The 22,600-nt window shown below is 57.2% G+C and carries 16 protein-coding genes; 8 read left to right on the top strand and 8 right to left on the bottom strand.

The window, feature by feature from the left end; all coding sequences use genetic code 11:
- Positions 1-20: 20 nt before the first annotated feature.
- From ACKJSM_RS17335 to ACKJSM_RS17325, 3 genes are read right to left on the bottom strand one after another with little or no spacing between them, the layout of a single operon-like run.
- Positions 21-1,001: an HlyD family secretion protein gene (locus ACKJSM_RS17335; RefSeq protein WP_236178554.1), complete on the bottom strand. Its 981-nt coding sequence runs from the start codon at positions 999-1,001 to the stop codon at positions 21-23.
- A 4-nt stretch (positions 1,002-1,005) separates the two neighbouring features.
- Positions 1,006-1,206, bottom strand: a complete 201-nt coding sequence (locus tag ACKJSM_RS17330; RefSeq protein ID WP_039768281.1) for a DUF1656 domain-containing protein — start codon at positions 1,204-1,206, stop codon at positions 1,006-1,008.
- Positions 1,196-3,331: an FUSC family protein gene (locus tag ACKJSM_RS17325; RefSeq protein ID WP_410238377.1), complete on the bottom strand. Its 2,136-nt coding sequence runs from the start codon at positions 3,329-3,331 to the stop codon at positions 1,196-1,198. Before ACKJSM_RS17325 ends, ACKJSM_RS17330 begins: the two co-directional genes overlap by 11 nt.
- 192 nt (positions 3,332-3,523) lie before the next feature.
- On the opposite strand from ACKJSM_RS17325, the gene ACKJSM_RS17320 reads away from it, so the two are divergent.
- The 3 genes from ACKJSM_RS17320 (at position 3,524) to ACKJSM_RS17310 (ending at position 7,877) form a co-directional block, all read left to right on the top strand.
- On the top strand, positions 3,524-4,579 hold the full coding sequence (locus ACKJSM_RS17320) for a tetratricopeptide repeat protein (protein ID WP_236178552.1): 1,056 nt from the start codon (positions 3,524-3,526) through the stop codon (positions 4,577-4,579).
- A gap of 128 nt (positions 4,580-4,707) precedes the next feature.
- Positions 4,708-6,207: an ATPase domain-containing protein gene (locus ACKJSM_RS17315; RefSeq protein ID WP_236178551.1), complete on the top strand. Its 1,500-nt coding sequence runs from the start codon at positions 4,708-4,710 to the stop codon at positions 6,205-6,207.
- Positions 6,207-7,877 (top strand): ATP-binding protein, encoded by a 1,671-nt coding sequence (locus ACKJSM_RS17310; protein WP_410238376.1) that lies wholly within the window; start codon positions 6,207-6,209, stop codon positions 7,875-7,877. The genes ACKJSM_RS17315 and ACKJSM_RS17310 overlap by 1 nt, the downstream gene beginning before the upstream one ends.
- A 13-nt stretch (positions 7,878-7,890) precedes the next feature.
- On the opposite strand, the gene ACKJSM_RS17305 is transcribed toward ACKJSM_RS17310, so the two are convergent.
- From ACKJSM_RS17305 to ACKJSM_RS17285, 5 genes are read right to left on the bottom strand one after another with little or no spacing between them, the layout of a single operon-like run.
- On the bottom strand, positions 7,891-8,268 hold the full coding sequence (locus ACKJSM_RS17305) for a response regulator (RefSeq protein WP_007954537.1): 378 nt from the start codon (positions 8,266-8,268) through the stop codon (positions 7,891-7,893).
- Positions 8,269-8,312: 44 nt separating this feature from the next.
- Positions 8,313-9,527, bottom strand: coding sequence for an ATP-binding protein (locus ACKJSM_RS17300; protein WP_410238375.1), 1,215 nt, complete (start codon positions 9,525-9,527; stop codon positions 8,313-8,315).
- Positions 9,521-10,114: a chemotaxis protein CheB gene (locus ACKJSM_RS17295; RefSeq protein WP_410238374.1), complete on the bottom strand. Its 594-nt coding sequence runs from the start codon at positions 10,112-10,114 to the stop codon at positions 9,521-9,523. The genes ACKJSM_RS17300 and ACKJSM_RS17295 overlap by 7 nt, the downstream gene beginning before the upstream one ends.
- Positions 10,111-10,944, bottom strand: a complete 834-nt coding sequence (locus tag ACKJSM_RS17290; protein ID WP_410238373.1) for a CheR family methyltransferase — start codon at positions 10,942-10,944, stop codon at positions 10,111-10,113. Before ACKJSM_RS17290 ends, ACKJSM_RS17295 begins: the two co-directional genes overlap by 4 nt.
- Complete coding sequence (locus tag ACKJSM_RS17285; protein ID WP_339488761.1) at positions 10,944-14,432, bottom strand: response regulator; 3,489 nt, start codon at positions 14,430-14,432, stop codon at positions 10,944-10,946. Before ACKJSM_RS17285 ends, ACKJSM_RS17290 begins: the two co-directional genes overlap by 1 nt.
- Positions 14,433-14,695: 263 nt before the next feature.
- Here ACKJSM_RS17285 and ACKJSM_RS17280 point away from each other — a divergent pair, with 263 nt between their 5' ends.
- The 5 genes from ACKJSM_RS17280 (at position 14,696) to ACKJSM_RS17260 (ending at position 22,555) form a co-directional block, all read left to right on the top strand.
- Positions 14,696-15,055 (top strand): response regulator, encoded by a 360-nt coding sequence (locus ACKJSM_RS17280; protein WP_410238434.1) that lies wholly within the window; start codon positions 14,696-14,698, stop codon positions 15,053-15,055.
- Positions 15,056-15,215: 160 nt separating this feature from the next.
- Entirely contained in the window at positions 15,216-19,052 is a 3,837-nt protein-coding gene (locus ACKJSM_RS17275; protein WP_410238372.1) for a hypothetical protein, read from the top strand.
- 230 nt (positions 19,053-19,282) lie between these two features.
- The gene (locus ACKJSM_RS17270) at positions 19,283-20,575 is read left to right on the top strand and encodes a glycosyltransferase (protein ID WP_410238371.1); all 1,293 of its coding nucleotides are present in this window, start codon (positions 19,283-19,285) and stop codon (positions 20,573-20,575) included.
- Positions 20,576-20,728: 153 nt separating this feature from the next.
- Complete coding sequence (locus ACKJSM_RS17265) at positions 20,729-21,574, top strand: phosphatidylinositol-specific phospholipase C domain-containing protein (protein ID WP_410238370.1); 846 nt, start codon at positions 20,729-20,731, stop codon at positions 21,572-21,574.
- Between the two features lie 75 nt (positions 21,575-21,649).
- On the top strand, positions 21,650-22,555 hold the full coding sequence (locus ACKJSM_RS17260) for an AraC family transcriptional regulator (protein ID WP_236178543.1): 906 nt from the start codon (positions 21,650-21,652) through the stop codon (positions 22,553-22,555).
- Positions 22,556-22,600 lie beyond the last annotated feature (45 nt).

Here is a 22,600-nt window from a genome sequence, read left to right as displayed (position 1 = left end):
CAAATTCTTTGCCCCGCGTATCATTCGGTCGCGGGGCTTTTTTGTTCCTGACGTTCCTGGTTTTCCAGCACCGTAACTGTCGCGGTGGTGCCGGCTCTCAGCCGATCCTTGCCTGCATAATCGGGATCGATGCCGATCCGCACCGGTACCCGTTGCGCCAGTTTCACCCAGGTGTAACTGGGGTTGATGTTGGCCAGCAATCGACTGCCCGGCGCATTTTCCCGGTCAGCAATGGCGAAGGCGATGCTTTGTACGGTGCCGCCAAATTTTTCCCCGCTCATCAATTCGATCCGCACCCGGTCACCCTCCTCGATCCGTGGCAACTTGGTTTCCTCGAAATAGCCGCTGACATAAAAGGAGCCGCTGTCCACCAACGCCAGCAGGGGGCCACCCGCTACCGCGTAGTCCCCCTGACGGGTCAGCAGATTGGTGACATAACCACTGACCGGTGCTTCGACGCGGGTACGTTGCAGATCCAGTTCCGCCTGGGTCAATGCGGCAATCGCCAGTTGCACGTTCGCTTCGGCGAGACCGAGATTGGCCTGATTGCGTAACAGATCGGCCTGGGCCACCGCCACATCGGTGCTGGACTTCTCCCACTCTTCCCCGGAAATCGCGAAACCTTGTTTGAGCGTACGTCGCCGACGCTCTTCGCTCTGGCGCTGTTTGAGCAACGCTTCGCTGGCGACAATGGCCGCTTGCGACTGACCGAGCGTGGCCCTCGCGACCTCCACCGAGCGTTTTGCATGCTCGACAGCCAGGCTGTAGCGAGCGGGGTCGATTTCCAGCAACAACTGGCCCTTGTCGACATGCTGATTATCCTGCACCGCCAGCGAAACGATGCGGCCCGAGACATCCGCCGAGAGCGTCACCACATCCGCCCTCACCCGCGCATCTCGCGTCCACGGGGCCCGGGTGTAATGTTCCCAGGCAAACCAGCCAAGCACGACTGCCAGCAGCACCACCGCCAATGTCGTCAATCGAGTGAGCAACGTCTTCAAGGTTTCAGGCTCCCATCAGCAGAATCAGTGCAGCGCACACACAGGCATACAAGGCGCCTTCGAACAGTGCCTCGTGCCAGACAAAACGCAGGACGCCGAGTCGGCGCAATCCCCAGTCGAGCAGCAGAAAAACCGGTATGGCCAGCAACAGGGCCTGAGCGATGGGAGGCAGGTAAACGCCGCCGATCTCGAAATCAATGGGCAAGGACGGGCTCTCCTTCAGGACGGTCGGGCTGCAAATGCTCGCCATGTCGTTCCAGAAACGACACCACGATCAACAAGGCCACACGCATGCGAAACACTGACCACAAGTGTTCATGGGTGGCGACATGCAAGGCATCCAACTCATCGCCAAGCGCATGCAGCGTCGTCAGCAACGGTGTCAGGCGCACGTCCGGTCGGCCGGCGACGAAACGACCGGTCTGATGCAATGCCGTCGACAGCTGCCGACCGAAAGCGTCCGTGAGCAAGGCGTTGTTCTGTGCCTGTTGCCTGAGCTGGTGCATGGCCACACCCAGCGCTACACAGGCGAGACTGATTTCATACAGGCGCTGCATGTCCCGATCGTTGGCGGCCGGCAACACGCCCAGCATCGAGGTCAGGCGATCAACCATGCGACTTTCGAAGGCAAATTGCTGTTCGTCGGTGGCCGGGCTCTTGGTCAGTTGGTAGACCTGCTCCCGTGCCTCATTGTAGAAGCGCCGAATTCTCAGCACGGGGCGGAACGGAAAGATCCAGGCATAGACGATCAGAGCCAGCATTGCCGCGCTGACGTAGGCCCCGGCAAACTCGAACCATTGAATGGCGGTGTTCTGCCCGGTGCCGACGTTCTGCGGACCGAGCATCAGGAAACTCGACAACCCCAGGCCCATACCGATACCAGCGGTGGCCGGGCTGGCCAGCCCGACTGCGATCACATACAGCAAAGGCGCAAGCAGCAAGGCCAGCATTTCGAAATCACTGATCGCCGGAACCAGCATGAACTGATAGAACGCCGAGACGACCAAGGCCAGTCCCAATCCTCGGGCGTAACTCTGCGCGGCAATCAGCGGGCGTGGAAACGTCGCCATCAGCGAACACAGGATGCCCACCAGAATCATTCCACCGCGCGCACCGTCCCAAGCGGTTTCGATCCAGATCAGCCCGGCCACCAGCAGTGCGCTGAAGGCGCGAATGGCGTTCATCGTCGCGAGGGTGAAATCCAGGTGCAAGGGGCTGGACTGGCCGCGGAACATGCAACTGGCCTCGCGCCCTTCCTGTATTGCATCGCTCAGTTCGAGAATCTGCTCCAGCTGCTGTAACAGCCGCGCCTGTTCCCAGCGCAATGCCCACGCCAGCGAACGCAGGGTTGCACTCATGTCTTCCGTCAGTTGTTCGGCCTTGTAGGCGAGCCCTTCGAACTGCTGTTGCAGCGCGACGAACCGGTGCCGCACCTCGGCCGGCAATGAGCGCCCTTGCTGCGCGAGCTGGTCCAGCAGGGCCAGTTCTTCTGCGCGCAATTGCTGGATCTCCAGCGGCAGATCGCCCTCCCAACGCTCGGTGAGCAGTTCCCGCTGGTGACGCAACGCGGTCAGGCGCGAGGTCAGCAGCATCAATTGATTACCCAACAAGAGCACCAGATTGTTAGCACTGCGCAGGCGTGGGGCGTCGAAATACAAATGCCGGCGCAGGCCCTCAAGGGCGCTGATTTCCCCCAACAACTGCATTTGCCGGCGCTGAAAGTCCGCTTCGCTTTCTTCGGTGCGCAACACGGCGGCCGAATGGGTGGCGACCAGTCTGATCACCTGATCGACTTTCGCGAAATAGTTGCGCGACACCGCCTCGGGCCGCGCCGTCAACAGGCTGACCACGCACACGCACGCCACCGCCAGCAAGGTCTCGGTGACCCGGGTCACCGCCAGCAGAAAAGTGCCGTCCTGATCCGGAATCGCCAGCAGCGCCACCACGACGGCGGTATACCCGCTGAGCACGAACGCCTGGGAACTGGTGTAGCGCAGCAACGTGCCGCCGGCCGTGCACAGGGCCAGCCACAACGCCAGGGTCGTGATGAACGGCAACGGCGCCTGAGGGAAAATCGCCATCAACACCACTGCCACCACCGCGCCAAGGGTCGTCCCGATGATTTGCCCGAAGCTGCGTGCGAGCGCCATCCCGGCCAGCGGCTGACTGATGATCACCACGGCCATGATCGACCACTTGGGCTGATCCAGATCGAACAGGAACGCCAGATACAACGTCAGCAATCCGGCGGCAATGGTGCGCAAACCAAACAACAGCACCGCCTGGCTGGGGTGGATCACCGCCTTGAAATAAATGAGCAGGGATTGCATGGATAGCCTCGTAAAAACAACTTCTGCAAGCGTAGACACTGCATGGAAGGCATGACGGCTAATAAGGTCGACACATGCTGTAGGTCGATTCAACGCCCGTAGCAGGTCATATCGGGCAGAGGGTTTGACTCACGGCGCGAGCTGACAGAAGCTTGCGACCTCCGCTACAAAACGAAAGTTTCGGAAATTCGCATGCCTCAGTCTCGCCGCTATTTGCTCATCAGCCTCGGCCTTGTGCTGATCCTTTTCGTGGCCTGGCTGTCATTGCGCAGTACCGCGCCCGTGGTGCCGGAAGCGATCAGGCATGGGTACAGCGAAGCGCTGGCCGCCGCCCGTGCCGGCCAACCGGGTGCTGCGCGGGTTCTGTACCAGCAACTGGGGCGTCCGGATCTGTCGGTCAAGCGGCGCGTCTGGCTGCATGCGGAGCTGCCCAACTATCCGAGCCCGCAGGCCCTGAAGCTGGCGGACGCCGATCTGCAAAACGAAGCACCGGAAGTGCGGCTGGCGGCAATCAAAAGTGTGACCGGCCTGGTGCCGGGCGGCCAGCGCAGTCTGCTGCTGGGCCCATTGCTCGACGATGAGGATCAGACTGTACGCTTTGCTGCGATCAACGCTCTGCTCGGTTTGTCACCGGATCAACTGGGCCTGTATTTCGCGCCGTTGCAGCAAGGGATCGACGTGTGGGAACAGGCGCTCAAGAGCCAGCCGCAAAGCGCCGCCAATTACCTGCAACTGGCGCGCCTGTATCTGCATAACGCCGACCTGAAACAGGCACAGCATGCACTGGAGCACACCCTGCGCCTCGACCCCGGCAACCTGCCGGCGCTGGTGATGCAGATCGAAGTGCTTGACCGTCAGGGCCAGAGCGACGACGCCCGACAATTGCTCGCCAGACAATTGAAGGCCCAGCCCGATTCGGCTTATCTGCAACATGCCCTGGGGCTCTGGCTGCTGCACCACGATCAACGCGAGTACGCCCTGCTCGGCTTGTCCAAAGCCGTGGAACTGGAGCCTGACAACAAGGATTACCGTTACGACCTCGCTACCACCCTGCACAGCGCCGAAGAACTGGAAGCGGCGCAAAAACAGTTGCAGGAAATCGTTCAGCGTCACCCTGCCGATCGCAAGGCCAGGGTGCTGCTGATCAATTACTGGAAAGAAAGCGGCCAGTTGCAGAACGTACAGATTCTGTTGGCCCAGCTCGAACAGATGAACCCCGACGATCCCTCGTTGCAGCAAGGCCTCTAGCGGTCTTCCCGACACGCCCCTCAAGAAACTCGGAACCGTCGTCTCGGCAAAGGGTCAAGTATTCAGGCAGTGCGAAACGGCGCCCGGCGCCCGCTGCCTCGTTTTCCCTAGTCATGAGAGGGCATTTTTTGTCTACATCGAACGCGTTGATCAGTGCAAAAGCCGCCACCGGCATCGAAGGGCTGGACGATATCCTGGCCGGTGGCCTGTCCCGCAGTCACGTTTTCTTGCTGGAGGGCGAGCCTGGAACCGGTAAAACCACCGTCGCGTTGCATTTTCTGCTGGCCGGTGCCCGTGCCGGCGAACGTTCGTTGTACATCACGCTCTCCGAAACCGAGCGCGAATTGCGTCAGGGCGCGGCGTCCCACGGCTGGGAACTTAACGAAAACATCGAGATTTTCGAGCTGACACCCCCGGAAAGCCTGCTCAACGCCGAGCATCATCAGAGCCTGCTCTACTCCTCCGACCTTGAACTGGGCGAGGCGACCAAACAGATTTTTGAAGTGGTCGAGCGCTTCAAACCCACGCGGGTCGTGCTCGACAGCCTCTCGGAAATCCGCCTGCTGGCACAGAGTTCCCTGCGCTACCGTCGGCAGATTCTGGCGATCAAGCATTACTTTGTGCGTTACGACGCCACGGTGTTGCTGCTGGATGACTTGACTACCGAATCCCTCGATAAAACCGTGCACAGTGTCGCTCACGGCGTGATTCGCCTTGAAGAACTGACCCCTAACTATGGCGCCGAGCGCCGTAGGGTGCGAGTGATCAAGTACCGAGGGCAGAAATACCGTGGCGGCTTCCATGACTTCACCATCATGGGCGATGGCGTGCACGTCTTTCCTCGCCTGGTGGCAGCGGAGCACCGCGGCGATTACCCACGGTTGCAACTGTCCAGCGGCATCAAGGAAATGGACGCCCTGCTCGGTGGCGGTATCGAGGCCGGTTCCAGCACGCTGATTCTGGGGCCGGCGGGCACAGGCAAATCCTTGATCACCATGATTTTCGCGGCAGCGGCCGTGGCCCGTGGTGAAAAGGCCGCCCTGTTCATTTTCGACGAAGAACTGGGCTTGCTGTTCGAACGCATGAACAACATCGGCATCGACCTCAAGGCCCTGCAGGCCACCGGCAATCTGCTGATCGAACAGGTGGACGCTGCCGAGTTGTCCCCCGGCGAGTTCTCCCACCGGGTACGACGCTGTGTCGATGAAGGTGACATCAAGACCGTGGTGATCGACAGTATCAACGGCTATCAGGCGGCCATGCCGGAAGAAAACGCGCTGGTACTGCATATGCACGAACTGTTGCTGTACCTGAATCGCAAGGGCGCCGCCACGTTCATGACCGTCGCCCAGCATGGACTGGTTGGCGACATGCAGGCCCCGGTCGACATTACCTATCTCGCCGACACGGTGATTCTGCTGCGTTATTTCGAAGCGCTCGGCAAGGTTCGCCGGGCAATTTCGATCATCAAGAAACGTACTGGCAGCCACGAATCAACCATTCGCGAATACCGTATTTCCAAGAGCGGCATGACCATCGGGGAACCGCTGGATGCCTTCCAGGGCGTGCTGCGCGGCGTGCCCACCTACCTCGGCGCGAGCAACCCGCTGCTTAAGGATGACAACTAGTGACTGTCACCGTACCGCTATCGGAGCGGGCACTGATCCTCGCCCCCTTAGGTCGCGACAGCCAGGTTGCGCTGATGATACTCAACGAGGCCGGATATGGCGGTCTGATCACCCCCGACCTCGCAACCCTTTGTACCGAACTGGAACACGGTGCCGGGCTGCTGGTGATTGCCGCCGAGGCCCTGCGGGGCCCGGAGCTGGAATCCCTGCTGGTATATCTGGATCAACAACCCGCATGGTCAGACCTTCCAATTGTGTTGCTGACGCATCACGGCGGATCAGGACAGGGCCCCTCCTCACAGCTCAGCAAATTGTTGGGTAACGTGACGTTTCTTGAGCGCCCTTTCCATCCGGTGACCTTGGTCAGCCTGATCTCCACTGCCCTGCGCGGGCGACGACGACAATACGAGGCCCGCGATCGACTGATCGATCTGAGCGAAAGCGAACGGCGCCTGCAATCAACCCTCGAAACCCTTGAGCAGCAAGTCGAGGAGCGCACGGCGCAACTGCGGCACAACGAAGAAGCCCTGCGTCAGTCACAGAAGATGGAAGCGGTCGGTCAGCTCACCGGCGGTATCGCCCACGACTTCAACAACATGCTGACCGGTATCATCGGCAGCCTCGAGCTGCTGCGCAGGCGGCTGGCCCGTGGCCGGCTGGACGATCTCGACAGCCTGATCGACCTCGGTGTGACCTCGGCCAACCGCGCCGCTGGCCTGACCCATCGCCTGCTGGCGTTCTCCCGACGGCAGTCGCTGGATTCCAAAGCGGTAAAAATGAACGATCTGGTGCAATCGATGAGCGAGCTGCTGCGGCGCAGCCTCAACGAAAGCATTCAACTGGACATGCGCCTGCACGACCAATTGTGGGTCGCCGAGGCCGACCCCAATCAGCTGGAAAGCGCCCTGCTCAACCTGGTGATCAACGCACGCGACGCGATGCCCGACGGCGGCAATCTGGTGGTCGAGACAGGGAATCAGGTGCTGGGAAGCGACTTCACCGCCGCTTACAGCAACCTGGAGCCCGGCGATTACGTCGTATTGAGCGTGATGGACAACGGTTGCGGCATGCCCGAAAGCGTGATCAATCGCGCGTTCGACCCGTTTTTTACCACCAAGCCGATCGGTCAGGGCACCGGCCTGGGCCTGTCGATGATCTACGGTTTCAGCAAGCAATCCGGTGGTCACGTCTCGATCGACAGCAAGATCGATGAAGGCACCACGGTCAAACTCTATCTGCCACGCTTCCAGGGCCAATCATTGCCTCACGCGCCGGCGCACACAGAGCAGGCCCCCGACGCCGTGGAAGGCGAAACCGTATTGATCGTCGAAGACGACCCGGCCGTGCGCGTGCTGGTCAGCGCGGTATTGAGTGAACTGGGTTATGGATTTGTCGAGGCCAGTGACGCTGACGGTGCCGTGCCTATCCTGAATTCTACCCAGCGCATTGATCTGCTGATCAGTGACGTCGGCCTGCCGGGCATGAACGGTCGGCAGCTGGCAGAAATCGGCCGGCAATACCGACCCGGGCTGAAGGTTCTGTTCATCACCGGTTACTCTGAACACGCCGCCGTCCGCGGCGGATTCCTCGACCCGGGCATGCAGATGATCACCAAGCCGTTCACCTTCGATCTGTTGACGGCGAAGGTGCGGGAAATGATCAAGAGCTGAGGCGGTTCACGCCTCAGGCCAGCAGTTCCTGAATCTTCTCCTGCAACACATCCAGATCGAACGGTTTTTCCAGGATCGGTGCCCGACGAGTGATCGGGCTGCCGGTCTCGCGGATTTCCTGCGGATAGCCGCTGATGAAGATCACCTTCAGATCAGGGCGCAGTTTGACGGCGGGCTCGGCGATCTGCACGCCGGAGATACCGCCAGGCAAGCGGAAATCGGTAATCAACATGTCCAGATGCGGCTTGCTCGCCAGAATCTCGAACGCCTGCTCGCCGTTTTCGGCCTGCAATACGCGATAACCCTGTCCTGACAGGTAGTCTGTCAGCACCATCAGGATCACCGGTTCGTCCTCGACGACGAGTACTACATCTTGTGCATCTACGCTCATGGGAAGCCTTTGTTCGGTCAATAGCTGCTGATACGACCGTGCGGTCACTCAGAGGTTGCGTTTGTTTTGCCGTTTTCCTGGAGCGGTAGACAAACGCGAAACAGGGCGCCCTCGTTGATCTTGCTTTCGACGACGATGGAGCCGCCATGGGCGGCGACGATCTGCTCGGAAATGAACAGACCCAGTCCCAGGCCGGCCACCACCGTCTTGGCGGAGACCCGTTCGAACTGTTGAAAAATGCGTTTCTGATTCTCCTCGCTGATACCGATGCCGCGATCCTGAACCTCGACCCGCGCCTGATTGCCCTGGCGGTAGACGCGTACCTGGATCGGGCTTCTACCGCCGTAGCGCAAGGCATTGGTCAGCAGGTTGGAAATCACCTGCTCGATACGGAACTCGTCCCAACACCCCTCCACAGGACTGTCGGCCTCGAAGGAAACGGTCGTTTCCGCCGCCTCGATCTGCGGGGCAAAGTTTTGCAGCAAAGTGCCCACCAACTGCGCGAGATCGAAGCGATTCGGACGGATCGACAGCTTGCCGGTGCGGATCCGCGACACGTCGAGCATGTCCTCGATCAGGCGGATCAGGCTTTTGATCTGGCGTTCGTCGCGATCGACCATCGCGTGCATCTTGTCGAGGGTGAACGCAGCGGCGTTATCCCGGGCCAGGTGCATCTTGCGCAGTTGGGTCTCGAGGATAAGGCCGTTGAGCGGCGTGCGCACTTCATGGGCGACGATCGACATGAAATCGTCCCGCATGCGTACCGCCTGCTCCAGCTCGCCCTGGGTGCTTTGCAGTTGCTGCAACAGCGCTTCCTGTTCGCGACGACTCTGCTCCAGCGCTTCGACCTGTTGCTTCATCGCCTTGCTCTGGCGGTACAGGTCAACGAATACATTGACCTTGCTCTTCACCGCATGGATGTCCAGCGGCTTGTGCAGGAAGTCCACCGCACCGCTTTCATAGCCCTTGAACGCGTAATTGAGTTCACGGCCGGCGGCGCTGACGAAGATGATCGGGATGTTCTTGGTTTTCTCGGTGCCACGCATCAGCTCGGCCAGCTCGAAGCCGTTCATGCCGGGCATCTGCACATCGAGGATGGCCATGGCGAATTCGTGTTGCAGCAGCAGCGACAGCGCTTCGTCCGCCGACAATGCCTTGTAGACGGTGCGGTCTTCGCGTTTGATCAGCGCTTCGAGGGCCAGCAGGTTCTCGGGCAGATCGTCGACGATCAGCAGTTTTGCCTGGATATTACTCAGCATGCGATTCGTTCCAGCTCGACAAGCAGACGGCCGATGCCGTGTATGGGAAGTATGTAGTCCGGTTGATGCGTTTTCAGTGCCGCGCGAGGCATGGTAGCGACCTGCGCCTCGTCCGGGTCCTGCACGATGGTCAGCCCGCCCAGTTTTTTGATTTGCGCCAGGCCCCGCGCGCCATCGTGGTTGGCGCCGGTCAGTAACACGCCGGCCAGCGCCGGCCCGTAGGCATCGGCGGCGGATTCGAAGAGGAAATCGATCGAAGGCCGCGAATGATGCAGACGGTCTTCAAGGCTCAGCGACAGGCTCAGGTCCTGCTCTACCGACAAGTGATAACCCGGCGTCGCGAAGTACACGGTGCCGGGCGTGATGTTCTGTTTATCGATGGCTTCAGTCACTGGCAACGCCACTCGCCGGGAAAATACCTCGGCGAGCTGGCTGCGACGTTCTTCCGGCAAGTGCAGCACGATGATGATCGGTAGCCCAAACCCGGCCCGCAGCGAGCCCAGCAGGGTCAGCAAGGCCTCGACGCCACCGGCGGAAGCTCCGATCACAATCGCCTCGATCCGAGGCAAATCCGCTGCGCTGTTCATGATTTGCGGTAGATCCGTTCTTGTTTCACCAGCGGTTCGAACTGGTTGGAGTAGCCGGAAAAATCCAAAGTTTCCTTGCTGCCCAATACCAGGAACCCACGATGACACAACGATTCATGGAACAATCCGAACGCTCGATCCTGAAGTTTTTTATTGAAGTAAATCAATACATTACGACATGAAATTAATTGAGTTTCGGAGAACACACTGTCGGTCGCCAGGCTGTGATCGGCGAACGTCACGTTCTCGCACAGGCTCTTGTCGAAAATCGCATAGCCATAGGCTGCAGTGTAGTAGTCGGCGAACGAGCGCTGCCCCCCGGCCTGCTGATAGTTGGCGGTGTAGGCGCGCACGTTCTCCATCGAAAATATCCCCTGCTTGGCCTTTTCCAGCGAGCGCGGGTTGATGTCGGTGGCGTAGATGATAGTGCGATCGAGCAGCCCCTCCTCGCGCAGCAAAATTGCCATCGAGTAGACCTCCTCGCCCGTGCTGCAGCCGGCGATCCAGATCTTGATCGACGGATAGGTCTTGAGCAGCGGCACCACCTCCTGGCGGATCGCCAGGAAGTGCGACGGATCGCGGAACATCTCGCTGACCGGGATCGTCAGCAATTGCAGCAACTGCATGAACGCCGTCGGGTCGTGCAGCACTTTCTCCTGCAAGGCCGAGATGGTCGCGCATTCGAACTGGCTCAATGCGTGTTGCACGCGACGCTTGATCGAGGAGCCGGAGTAATCGCGAAAGTCGTAGCTGTACTTGAGATAAATCGCCTCGATCAGCAGCCGCAGTTCGATTTCACTGTTCCGTTCAACGGGATTACTACGTTCCACTAAATGCGTTCCATCTTGGGTAACCACACGCGAATCAGCGAGAACAGGCGATCCAGATCGATAGGCTTGGCCAGATAATCATTGGCGCCCGCCTGCAGGCAGCGCTCCTGATCGTCCTTCATGGCCTTGGCCGTCACGGCGATGATCGGCAGCTTGCGCCAGCGCGGATCCTTGCGGATTTCCATGGTGGCTTCAAAACCATCCATTTCCGGCATCATCACGTCCATCAGCACCAGGTCGATGTCCTCGACTTCATTCAGTTTTTCAATCGCTTCGCGACCGTTTCGGCCAATCACCACGACGGCACCCTTGGTTTCCAGCGCACTGGTCAGGGCAAAGATGTTGCGTACATCGTCGTCCACCAGCAGCACTTTGCGCCCCTCGAAGACCTTGTCGCGGCTGCGGGCGGTCTTGAGCATCTTCTGCCGTTCATGGGACAACTGCGATTCGACTTTGTGCAGAAAGAGTGTGACCTCGTCCAGCAGACGCTCCGGCGAGCGGGCGCCCTTGATGATGATCGAGCGCGAATACTTGCGCAGTTCGGCTTCTTCGTCGCGGGTCAGGTTGCGTCCGGTGTAGACAATGACCGGCGGGAACGAGCAGATGTCCTCGGTGGACATGCGCTTGAGCAGGTCGTTGCCGAGCATGTCCGGCAGTTTCAGGTCGATGACCATGCAATCGAAAACCGTTGTGCGCAGCAGTTCCAGCGCGTCCTGCGCCAGGCCTACAGCGGTGATTTCGATGTCGTCGTCGCCGATCAGGCGGGCGATGCTTTCGCGTTGCAGATCATCGTCCTCGACCAGCAGCACGCGTTTGACCTTCTGCGTCAGCTTGGCTTCAAGGCGCGCAAACACGTCCTTGAGTTCTTCGCGGGTGGTCGGCTTGACGGCGTAACCGATGGCCCCCATGTGCATCGCCGCTTCGACGCGGTCCTCCACGGAAATCACGTGCACCGGAATGTGTCGGGTGCCGGCGTGTTCTTTCAGCCGCTGCAGAACAGTCAGGCCCGAGTGGTCCGGCAGACGCATGTCCAGCAGGATCGCGTCCGGTACGAACTCTTTCGCCAGGTCATACCCTTCATCGGCACCGTGGGCGACCAGGCACTGATAGCCCAGCTCATGGGCCAGGTCGTAGAGGATGTGGGCGAAATTCGGCTCGTCTTCCACCACCAGAATGCAGCGGGTATTGAACGGCGCCTTGTTGCGGTCATCGTTGAAACGCGGAATGTCGACAGTAGCCAGCGGCGAAATCGCCACCGCAGGCGCAACGACCGCAGCGGCTGGCGGACTGAATGTCAGCGGTGCTACAGGCGCGTCGCCAGGCTCGCGGTATTGCTGCGGCAGCACCAGAGTGAAAGTGCTGCCCTGTCCTGGCGCGCTGCTGACGCTGATCGAACCGCCGAGCAAGGTCGCCAGATCCCGGGAAATCGACAGGCCCAGCCCGGTGCCGCCGTATTTGCGATTGGTGGTGCCGTCGGCCTGGCGGAAGGCCTCGAAGATGCTTTCCTGCTGATCCGCCGCAATGCCGATCCCGGAGTCGCGCACGATAAAGGCAATGCGGTCGTCCGGCTGGCCGGCAATGGTCAGACTGACAGCACCGTGTTCGGTGAACTTCACCGCGTTGGACAGCAGGTTCTTGATCACCTGCTCCAGACGCTGGCGGTCGGTGAACAAGGTGATCGGGGCATCAGGCTGCAACTCGACACTGAACGTCAGTTGCTTGTCCGCCGCCAGTGGTTCGAACACGCTGCGCAAGCCATCGGCCAGACGTGCCACGCTGGTGTTTTCCGGCACCACTTCGAGTTTGCCGGCTTCCACCTTGGAAATGTCGAGAATGTCGTTGATCAGGTTGAGCAGATCGTTGCCGGCCGAATAGATCGACTCGGCAAACTTGACCTGCTCGGCGCTGAGGTTTTCCTGCGGGTTTTCCGCCAGCAGCTTGGCCAGGATCAGCGAGCTGTTCAGTGGCGTGCGCAGCTCGTGAGACATGTTGGCCAGGAACTCGGACTTGTACTTGCTCGAACGCTGCAGCTCTTCGGCGCGCTCTTCGAGCTGCACCTGGGCCTGATTGAGCTCGTTGTTCTTCTGATCCATGGCGTCGCGCTGCTCGGCCAGAATCTGAGCCTGTTCGGCCAGTTGCTCGTTGGTCTGCTCCAGCTCGACCTGCTGGGTTTCCAGATGTGCCTGGGACTCCTTGAGAATCCGCGACTGCTCTTCCAGCTCTTCGTTGGCGGTTTTCAGCTCTTCCTGCTGCACCTGCAACTCTTCGTTGAGCTGCTGGGTTTCGGCCAGCACTTCCTGCAAGCGCTGGCGATAACGCGCCGCTTCAATGGACGTGCCGATATTGCCGGCGATCAGTTCCAGCAGCGCCACGTCACGGTCGGTGAGCGGACGCAGGAAACCCAGTTCGATCACGCCATTGACCCGGTCGTCATCGCTGGTCGGTACCACCAGCACGCTGTGCGGCAGGCCTTCGCCCAGGCCGGAACTGACCTTGAAATAATCGGAGGGCACCGAATCAAGTCGAATCAGCCGCGCTTGCTGGGCGACCTGCCCGACAATGCCTTCATCGCTGTAGATCAATTGATCCTGTTGTTCCTGCTCGCGGGAGAAACCGTAAGTCGCCACGCGTTTGAGGCCGCCATGTTCCTCGCGCACATACAACGCGGCCACGGCGGTGCCGAGGTACTGGGCGCAGAATTGCAGGATATTGCGCCCCAGCAGATTGACCGTCAGTTGCCCCAGCACTTGCTCGGCGAGCTGGGTCTGGCCGTTGCGCAGCCAGGCTTGCTGTTCCAGACGTTTTGCACTGGCTTCTTGCGCCGCGAGGGTCGCACCGTAGCTTTGCGACAGGTTGAGCAGATCGCGCCGCCCCACATAAGCCAGCAGCCCGCTGATGCCTGCCACGAACAGCAGATAAAGGCTGATGCTCCAGATCGTTGTACGGCGCACATCCTCGTTGCGGGAGGCACGCAGCAACTGTTCGGTTTCAATCACATCTTCGAACTGTTTACGTATTTCGTCGGTCAGGCGCTTGCCCTTCCCCGCTTTGACCGCGGACTTGTAATCACCGCTGGTGCGCTGCAGATCGATCATCGATTGCGCATAAGTCGCCCACTCGATTTGCAGCGCTTGAAGACGACGCAGGCGATCGGTCTGAGCCGGATTGTCCGCGGTCAATTCGAGCAAGGTACTGAGTGCCACGGCGATGCGTGGCTTGGCCGTCTCGTACGGGTCGAGGAAATGCTCGTCGCCGCTGAGCAGATACCCGCGCATGCCCGTTTCCAGGTCCACGGTGAGTTTCACTGCTTCGTTGGCGTTATTGATCACCCGGTCGGTGTGCTCCACCCACTGGATGACTGACAACAAATAAGTGATCAACGAAATAAAGAAAACGGCGCTGATGACGCCGACGCCCAACGGCAAACTGACGTTGCGGCTCAGGAGTTTGCGGAACCGTTGCTCATCAACCGAAGACGGAGAGGACATGGGGCAACCTTGTCGAACTGTTCAAAACCAGAGAGTTTGCCCCAAAAGGGTGGCATGGATCCATTTTTCTCACAGTGTTAGCACTGTTTCCCGACATTTGCCTGCACCGAATCGCAACCCAACGGTTATCCTTGCCGGCCCGTTTGCGCCTATCCTTTTTTGTATCCATTCGGGAACTTGTGGCTATGCGCCACTTACTCATGCAAGAGCCCGGCAATTTTGATCGACCGGCGCAACCATCCCCATTCTTGAGAGCAGCCATTATGTCCAGTCCCGTGTCCACCATTCTTGTAGTCGAAGACGATGCCATCGTGCGCATGCTGATCGTCGATGTGCTGGAAGAACTGGAGTTCAAGGTTCTGGAGGCAGATGGCAGCGAGCAGGCGCTGGACATCCTCAAGGACATGAATCAGCCCATCGACCTGATGATGACCGACGTCGGCCTGCCGATCATGGATGGGCGTCAGTTGGCCACCGAAGCCCGCGTTATCCGTCCCGCGTTGCCGATTTTGTTTGCCAGCGGTTATGCAGAAACAATAGAAGTACCGGCGGATATGCATGTGATCGGCAAGCCGTTTTCGATCGATCAATTACGCGACAAGGTAAAAGCAGTTATTAAATAAACATAATAAAAGCCACCCCTTCTAGTGATAGTGAAGGGGTGGCGCCCTCTAAGAGGCACTCTCCCTTCAGCAACTTGCACTTACACGCCAATCGTTGATAGATGCAAGATAATAAAAGAGGATACGCAAAACATAAAACCGAAAAACAAAAGGATTTGTCATGACCGTAATACATTCCGACTTCTCGAACAAAAAATACCTGTCCAGAACTATCCCCATCACCGTAACTGAAAACCATCATGTTACAAGTGACAATAGCGAGCGAGATGAAGTCATATACAAACTAACGCAGCGCGGGGAATACCTCGCCCCTTCGCAAGCTTTCACGCTGGAAGGTGCAACTCTTTCTCTGAAGTCCGGTTCGACGCTTGAGGAAGCGCTTCAGCCGGGCAGAGAAATGCTGCGAAAAATGTCCGAAAATGACGCCTTCAAAAAACTCCTGATCACTCTCAAAGTGCCTGACCACTCATTATTTGAAGTAACTTCCGAAGCCGAATTCATCGTACGATACTCCGGTAAAACTCTGCGTTTTACGAACGCCTCTAAAATTGCACCGGAACTTACAGAAACGCTCGCGACGTTGATTGACATGGCCAAGTTGACCGGAGGTGTAATCACCCTCGCTGATGAGATTGAGTTGATGCAGTGGCTGAAATTTCATCGCTACATCGTTCCCCGAACCGCTGCCGAAAGCGTCAGCTTGACAAAATCCATGGAGTTGAAACTTCCTGCAAGTCCGCAACTTGGCAACTATTGGGAAATGATCAAAGCAGAAGGAAGCAACTCAGTCACTCTCACTGCTGTTCAACGCAGTGCGCTCCGACAACTCACCACAAGCTATACCAAAGGTCAGTCGCTGCTTGAAAATCTGAGTAATAGCATTTGGGGCGGGCGGTCTATTCCCTTCAAACGCTCGGAAGCTGCAGACGCTGTTGAAGAACTTATTTCCAGCCCCATCGCTTTGGTGTGGGCTAACGCTTATGTGCGAGATCTAGACTGGTATGGAGCGCGAAACAATCAACCCCAGACAAATGAGTCGCTCAAGCTGATGCTGCTGACTTCGCTCTTGCTCGACCTTCATCCTGAAGTTGGGGAGCAAGAACCTCGCAATCATGTAGCAGGTTTTAACTTATACGCTGTCGAGTACATGGAGAAGTCCTTCGCCGATGTACAAGCGAAATTCGAAAGGCACCTGATCGAGAACCACCGGATTACTGAAAAGAATGTGGCATTGGCCGCTCATCTGTTGCTGGCAGAGGCCGCACCGGAATTTCTGGTCAGAGATCTGCCTCCTACCCTGTCATTGGGCACGCCGCAGTGGGTTGAATTTTGTCGAGTCGTGGCGGTGCAGGAAATCATCGCGCCAGGATCGACGCGCTCGATGACTTATGTACAGCTACAACAGCTGCTGGAGTTTGAAGCGGTCACCGAGTCGCAAAAGACGCTCGTCGCTCTGGCTGCCGTGGATCCGGTGGTTGATTGGGCGTTACTCAACAAAATCGTCACGCCGGATGACGTAAAGGCATCGGCCACGCAATCGCTGCAAGTAGCATTGGATGCGTACGCCCGACACGCCAAGACGCTTGCCGAAACGGCCGACACGTTGTCTCGTCCTCTGCCGACTCGCAAGAGCGTGGCATTGGATATCCTCAAGCAGCTCGCTCCAGGATGTACCTATCTCGAAAAGAAAGTCCTTCATCAAACGAAAAATCGACCGCTGGAGGACGCATACGCCGACCCGTTTCCCGTATCGCCTGTAGAACTGCATATGTCCAATGATCTGGTGACTGGCGACTGGGATCTGAAAAATGGCGAAAGTATCTACAACGCGTTTCCCCGAATGCTCCCCAACCTGATTGCTCCTGATGGTGAATTCTTCCGTCAGTTCCATCGCGACTATGTGGCTCATGTGCGAGCAATGAACATGCATTTGAAATCGGCATTTTCATCGTTGCCACTACCTGATCGGACGCGCCTGTTAAGAGGCAAGGTGACGATATTCACCATAAGACCGTCAGTCGCGAAAATTCAGTCGATCACTAGCCTTCCCTCGAATCCCATCGCCTCAACCCTTGAGGCATTCCTGAAAGTAACAGAGCGTGAACCGACAGAAAGTCATAAGGATATAGAAGAGGCAACGGGGCGCTACGGTGTGGTCATCTGTTCACACTTTGAAGGCCGAGTGACTTGCTACGAATTATTCACCTTACACGGTGTCTGCCGCGAAAATAACGACCTGGCAGCGCTTATCCAAAGGGAAAAGCTTTTAAGCACAACTGTTCGCAGCAGCGATAAGAACTACTTCCCACCTGCGAAGGTGCATCAGTTGCCCACAGACATCGAGTGTTATACACATGGGGTAACGCCAGGCCTCGTCAACGTCAGTTCCGGTGTAATCGATAAAATCGGTGAGTTATCAGGTTCTCCACTGGTTCCAGAAATCAATGGTTATTACCAGAGCTTCTATTCGACAGAGTTCGACCCATTGGTGAACTTCGTGCTCAAGCACCGGCCCATCGCGACCTACGATGAATTGGTAAAAGAGTGCTGGGGACAGACCAGTCTGGAGGCGCTACGAGCAAAACGTGAAAAGGATCTGGATACGTTTCTCAATTTTGTCGTGCCCTTCAAATCCTGTATCGAGGATCTGAATTCAAACGATCTGGATCGGCAGTTCCAGGGGGTGTCGGCGTGTACTTTAGAAGCCGCGATGACTGTCCTGTTAGTCGTTGGAGCGGTGGCCAAGATTGCCAGTCTTGCCGCCAAAAGCATGAGCCTTGCTACCAAGGCGAGCGCGATCGGTTCAGCGGGACTTGGTTTGGTGAGCAACCTGTTTAATCCATTGGACGGAGCTTCCGACTTGCTGTTGCACGGCGCAAAGCTTTTGCGCAAAGGGTGGCGCAGCAGTGTGGCCGCAATCGATAACGCGATTGCCGATGCGCGCAAATGGTCGGCTGGAGCGCCGTACCGCAAACTGCCCGAAACTGTTGACCCAGACACTATTCGTCTTGGGACCTGGAGGCCCGCGCAAACTTCCCAGGATGTCTTCCAGGTATGGGGTATACGCCACAATGACGAATGGTACGCTCTGAACCGATTGGGCCAGCCTTGGGGAGCCAAACTGGAGAATTTCAATTACAAATTCAAACTACCTACCCTGCCATGGCACAGGATCCTGCCCAAAAGCTACACCAAGCATTACATCAAGAAGGCTATTCCGATCGCCAAAACCAAACTGGACAATGCCATCAGCTTATTGGCCGATGTAGAGTCGAATACTGATGTTCGTAAGGTTCTCGAGTATATGTTTGGGACAGGATCCAGCGAGGCTGCCCAACATTTGGGGCTGAAACTGCGAGCAATACGCAAAGATCTTGATGCTTTCACGCTCTCCAATTTGTCGTTCAAAAAGGCCGATGTCAATGCACTGGCAGCATTGAATGTGCCTGATTACAAAAATTGGAAGAAGGCGGTAATCAACGGCGTTGTACATAAAGAATCGATCAAGAGATTTATCAAGATTTTTCCGGAGCACCTGGATGATTTTTTTCGCGCTGCAAAATACGACGAAGCCAGAATTGCCGACGTCTTGATCCATGAGATGTCACATGGCGCGCCTGGCACCCTTGATCTGTATTATGGAAAATCTCTGAATCGTGTTGAATTCGACGCAGCTTCATTAATTGATCTTGCACGCAACCCCCGCATGATTGATCCGTCATTTCCGAACCCTTACAGGACAGCGAACACCGAAAAATTCACTCATTTAAATAACTTCGAATCCATTCGCCCCAGCCTTCCAACTCTTGTTCAGAAATACCCAGCCTTATACAACGCAGACTCTTATGAAGTAGCAGTCGCTCTCCTTGACCAAACAAAATCCGACCCTGTCGGGTTTTACATAAATATGGCAACCATAGAAACTGCGCTACGCAACACTGAGATCGATCAGTTCATCGGTACATTAGAAATAAATCTTGTCAAATCAAAGATCTGACATTTTGCTCCCAGTGCAAAGACGATCTGAGTGATTAAACACAAAAAATGCCAGTCCAGTTCGGGACTGGCATTCTTGCATCTACCATTTTATCCAGAACAATAAACTCAGCGGCCACGCAACCGAGTGCCCAGTACCGCCAGCGGATCAAGATCATCCAGCGCTGTGGTTTAATTGCGCCCTTTCCGCGCCTTTTAGCGCCTCCCGTTTGCAGCAAAGGAACACCCTTCATGACTCTCCTTCCCATCACCAAAGTCCTGGTCATCGGTTACGTCTGGCCCGAGCCCCGCTCTTCGGCAGCCAGTGGGCATGTGATGCAAATTCTCGAAACATTCTTGCAGCAAGGCTGGGACATTACCTTCAGCAGCCCGGCCGGCCCCGGCGAGCACAAGTTGGATCTCACCGGGCTGGGCATTCGCGAGGTCCCGATCGAGCTGAACAACAGCAGTTTCGACACGTTCATCAGCGAGCTGGCGCCGGATATCGTGCTCTTCGACCAATTCATGATGGAAGAACAGTTCGGCTGGCGGGTGGAAAAACACTGCCCCGACGCGTTGCGTGTTCTGGAAACTTCGGACTTGCAGAGCTTGCGCCATGCCAGGCATCAGCGTTTGAAGGATCGGTTGAAGGCCTGCGATGACGCGAACGACTTCCATGGGTTGTTTGCGCCTGCACTGCACGAAGAGTTCAGGCTGATGGCTGACACCGACCTGGCCAGGCGCGAGATTGCCGCGCTGTATCGCTGTGATCTGAATCTGATGATCTCGCCGGTGGAAATCGAACTATTGGTGCAGCAGTTCAAGTTGCCAGCAGAACTCTTGCACTGGTGCCCGTTGATGGTTGATCCGCCCAGCGCTCCGCCAAAAACCTTCGATGAGCGCGTGGACTTTCTCAGTATCGGCAATTTCCGTCACGCGCCGAACTGGGATGCCGTTTTGTGGCTGAAATCGACAATCTGGCCGCTGATCCGCGAGCAACTGCCCAAGGCGCAACTGCGTATCTACGGGGCCTACACGCCCCCCAAGGCAGCAGCCTTGCACAATCCCACACAGGGGTTCCATATCATGAACTGGGCGGAAGATGCCTTGCAGGTCATGTCTGATGCGCGTGTTTGCCTGGCCCCCCTGCGTTTCGGCGCGGGGATCAAGGGCAAGCTGATCGATGCAATGCTGTGCGGAACGCCGAGTGTCACGACGCCGACAGGGGCTGAAGGCATGCATACCCATCAACCCTGGCCGGGGGCAATCTGCCGTACCGCGCAGGACTTCGCCAATGCCGCGGTCCAGCTTTATCGTGACGAAATACTCTGGCAAGCAACCCAATCCCATGGACAAACACTGCTCGAAGATATTTATCAGCGAGCCGCCCATGGGCCGGCACTTATCGACAAGTTGCTTGAGTGCCGCAAAAACATTCAACAACGAAGACTCAATAATTTCACCGGCAGCATGTTGCGCCATCATTTACACAAGAGCACACAATACATGTCTCAGTGGATCGAGGCTAAAAACCTTAATAAATAGCAGCGTCAGAAAACTATCCAAACAATCATCAACAAATTGCATCAACACTCAAGTAGCCAGCCAATGATTTAAACCCTATAAACATCCTGCAAGTGGCTCTTCAAGCAACTAACATACCGCCACTTTTTTTGATCACTTATGCAGGATGCACTAATGGCAACTTCCAACTGGATGAGTACGACCCCCGACATCGACGCTCTGAACATCTGCGAACTGACACTGCCCGGCACTCACAACGCGGGCAGTGACTGGCGCGCCACCTATCCGTTTTTTGGCCCTCCACGTCACTGGCTGGCGTGTCAGCACGATACTTTTCATGCACAACTGAACCACGGCGCCCGTGCGCTTGACATTCGTTTGAAATATGAACCCAGTGGTGAAGGACCTCGGAAGTTCGTCATGCACCACAACGGCCATACCAACTCCCGAACGCTGAGAGACCTGGCCACCGACATAAACAACTTTCTTGCAAAAAATCCGGATGAATTCATTGTCCTGGACTTCCATAACCTGGAGGGCGATGACTTCGATTTCGAATACTTCAACAACACGATTCTCAACTTGCTGGGAGACCGTCTTGTACCCCGCGCCAACCAGTCCCTCACACTTCGGGAACTAAAAGGCATCAGTCCGAAACAGCGTGTTTTCGCCGCTGCAAGATCGCACTGGAAATTCGACTACAGAGTATTCCACGATCAAATCAGTCATAAATGGTCCGGAAACGGCGTTACCAACCCTGATGAATTGCGGCAATTCATTGAGAAAGTGATGGAAAACCCGCCAGGCACATGGAATGTCTGGTCGTTATCCGCCACCAGCTATACCGTCCTTGGTGGTCCCGTCGACATACATGACGAGCTGAACAAGTGGTTCGACCTGGATAACAGTGACTGGGCATTGAAATGCAACATCATTAACGTCGACTTTCTCGAAGAGTCGGATCTGGTGGAATTTTGCCGCGTCGCCAACGTGTTCAAAGCCCGCCAACGCGCTGCCTGACCCGCAACGGAAACTGGCGCAACGCGCGCGCAAAGAGGCATGATCGCCGGGCGATAACAAAAAAAGCACAAGATCATGACCCGAACCGTCCGCGTCACCGACCCCTCGTATGAATTGATGGATGACCACAACGGGTTGTCCATCATCTATCGCCAGCACGGCTTTCCCTGCCCGCTGGTGCGCTGGCACTTTCACAAGGAATACGAGCTGCACCTGATCGTCGCCAGTTCGGGCAAGGTGTTCATTGGCGACTACATCGGCAACTTCTACCCGCAGACGCTGTTCCTCACTGGCCCGAATCTGCCGCACAACTGGATCAGCCAAGTGGCCGAAGATGAAGTGGTCGAGAAACGCGACATGCTGGTCAACTTCACCGATGAGCTGTTCGAAAGCGGCCATCAGGTATTCGCCGAACTCAAGACCCTGGCGCCGCTGCTCGAGCGTGCGCAATACGGCATCGAATTCCGCTCCCCGCAGACAATCCGTCAGGCCATGACCCTGATGCAACGCATCGCCGATTCAAACGGCATCACCCGTCTCGGGCACTTTTTCATCCTGATGGAATTGCTGGCGGCCTGCGACGACTACCAGCTGCTGTCCGGCGCAACCACGCCGCAACTGGCCGACGAGCACAACATCGACCGCACCAACCGCGCGGTGGATTACATTTTCGCCCACTACGCCCGCGAGTTGCCGCTGGAGGAAGTCGCCGAGCACCTGGGGATGAAGCCGACCTATTTCAGCCGCGTGTTCAAGCAGGCCACCGGGCGTAATTTCATCGAATTCGTCAACCGACTGCGCATCAGCAAATCCTGCGAACTGTTAGCCGATGGCGACAAGCCGGTGACTGAGGTGTGTTTCGAGTCGGGCTTCAACAATATTTCCAATTTCAACCGGCGTTTTCAGCAGCTCAAAGGCATGACGCCTTCGCATTACCGGCGGCTGGTGGCGCAGCGCCTGACCGAACAAAACCACGGCTGAGCGCGTAAAACCTGTACGCATTCATGCCCGCCGCCCTGCTGAAAT

Origin of the sequence: Pseudomonas sp. PHC1 (assembly GCF_046487845.1) — a bacterium.
Lineage (GTDB): Bacteria > Pseudomonadota > Gammaproteobacteria > Pseudomonadales > Pseudomonadaceae > Aquipseudomonas > Aquipseudomonas sputi.
The sequence above is the reverse complement of the archived record's forward strand: the minus strand, read 5'-3'. Positions and strand labels throughout refer to the sequence as shown.

Bases quoted from the DNA above. Each gene is read 5' to 3' on its own strand.
- ACKJSM_RS17275 (WP_410238372.1), top strand. From the start codon at position 15,216: ATGACCGTAATACATTCCGACTTCTCGAACAAAAAATACCTGTCCAGA.
- ACKJSM_RS17265 (WP_410238370.1), top strand. From the start codon at position 20,729: ATGGCAACTTCCAACTGGATGAGTACGACCCCCGACATCGACGCTCTG.
- ACKJSM_RS17305 (WP_007954537.1), bottom strand. From the start codon at position 8,268: ATGAGCGTAGATGCACAAGATGTAGTACTCGTCGTCGAGGACGAACCG.
- ACKJSM_RS17260 (WP_236178543.1), top strand. From the start codon at position 21,650: ATGACCCGAACCGTCCGCGTCACCGACCCCTCGTATGAATTGATGGAT.
- ACKJSM_RS17295 (WP_410238374.1), bottom strand. From the start codon at position 10,114: ATGAACAGCGCAGCGGATTTGCCTCGGATCGAGGCGATTGTGATCGGA.
- ACKJSM_RS17300 (WP_410238375.1), bottom strand. From the start codon at position 9,527: ATGCTGAGTAATATCCAGGCAAAACTGCTGATCGTCGACGATCTGCCC.
- ACKJSM_RS17325 (WP_410238377.1), bottom strand. From the start codon at position 3,331: ATGCAATCCCTGCTCATTTATTTCAAGGCGGTGATCCACCCCAGCCAG.
- ACKJSM_RS17320 (WP_236178552.1), top strand. From the start codon at position 3,524: ATGCCTCAGTCTCGCCGCTATTTGCTCATCAGCCTCGGCCTTGTGCTG.
- ACKJSM_RS17280 (WP_410238434.1), top strand. From the start codon at position 14,696: ATGTCCAGTCCCGTGTCCACCATTCTTGTAGTCGAAGACGATGCCATC.
- ACKJSM_RS17285 (WP_339488761.1), bottom strand. From the start codon at position 14,432: ATGTCCTCTCCGTCTTCGGTTGATGAGCAACGGTTCCGCAAACTCCTG.
- ACKJSM_RS17270 (WP_410238371.1), top strand. From the start codon at position 19,283: ATGACTCTCCTTCCCATCACCAAAGTCCTGGTCATCGGTTACGTCTGG.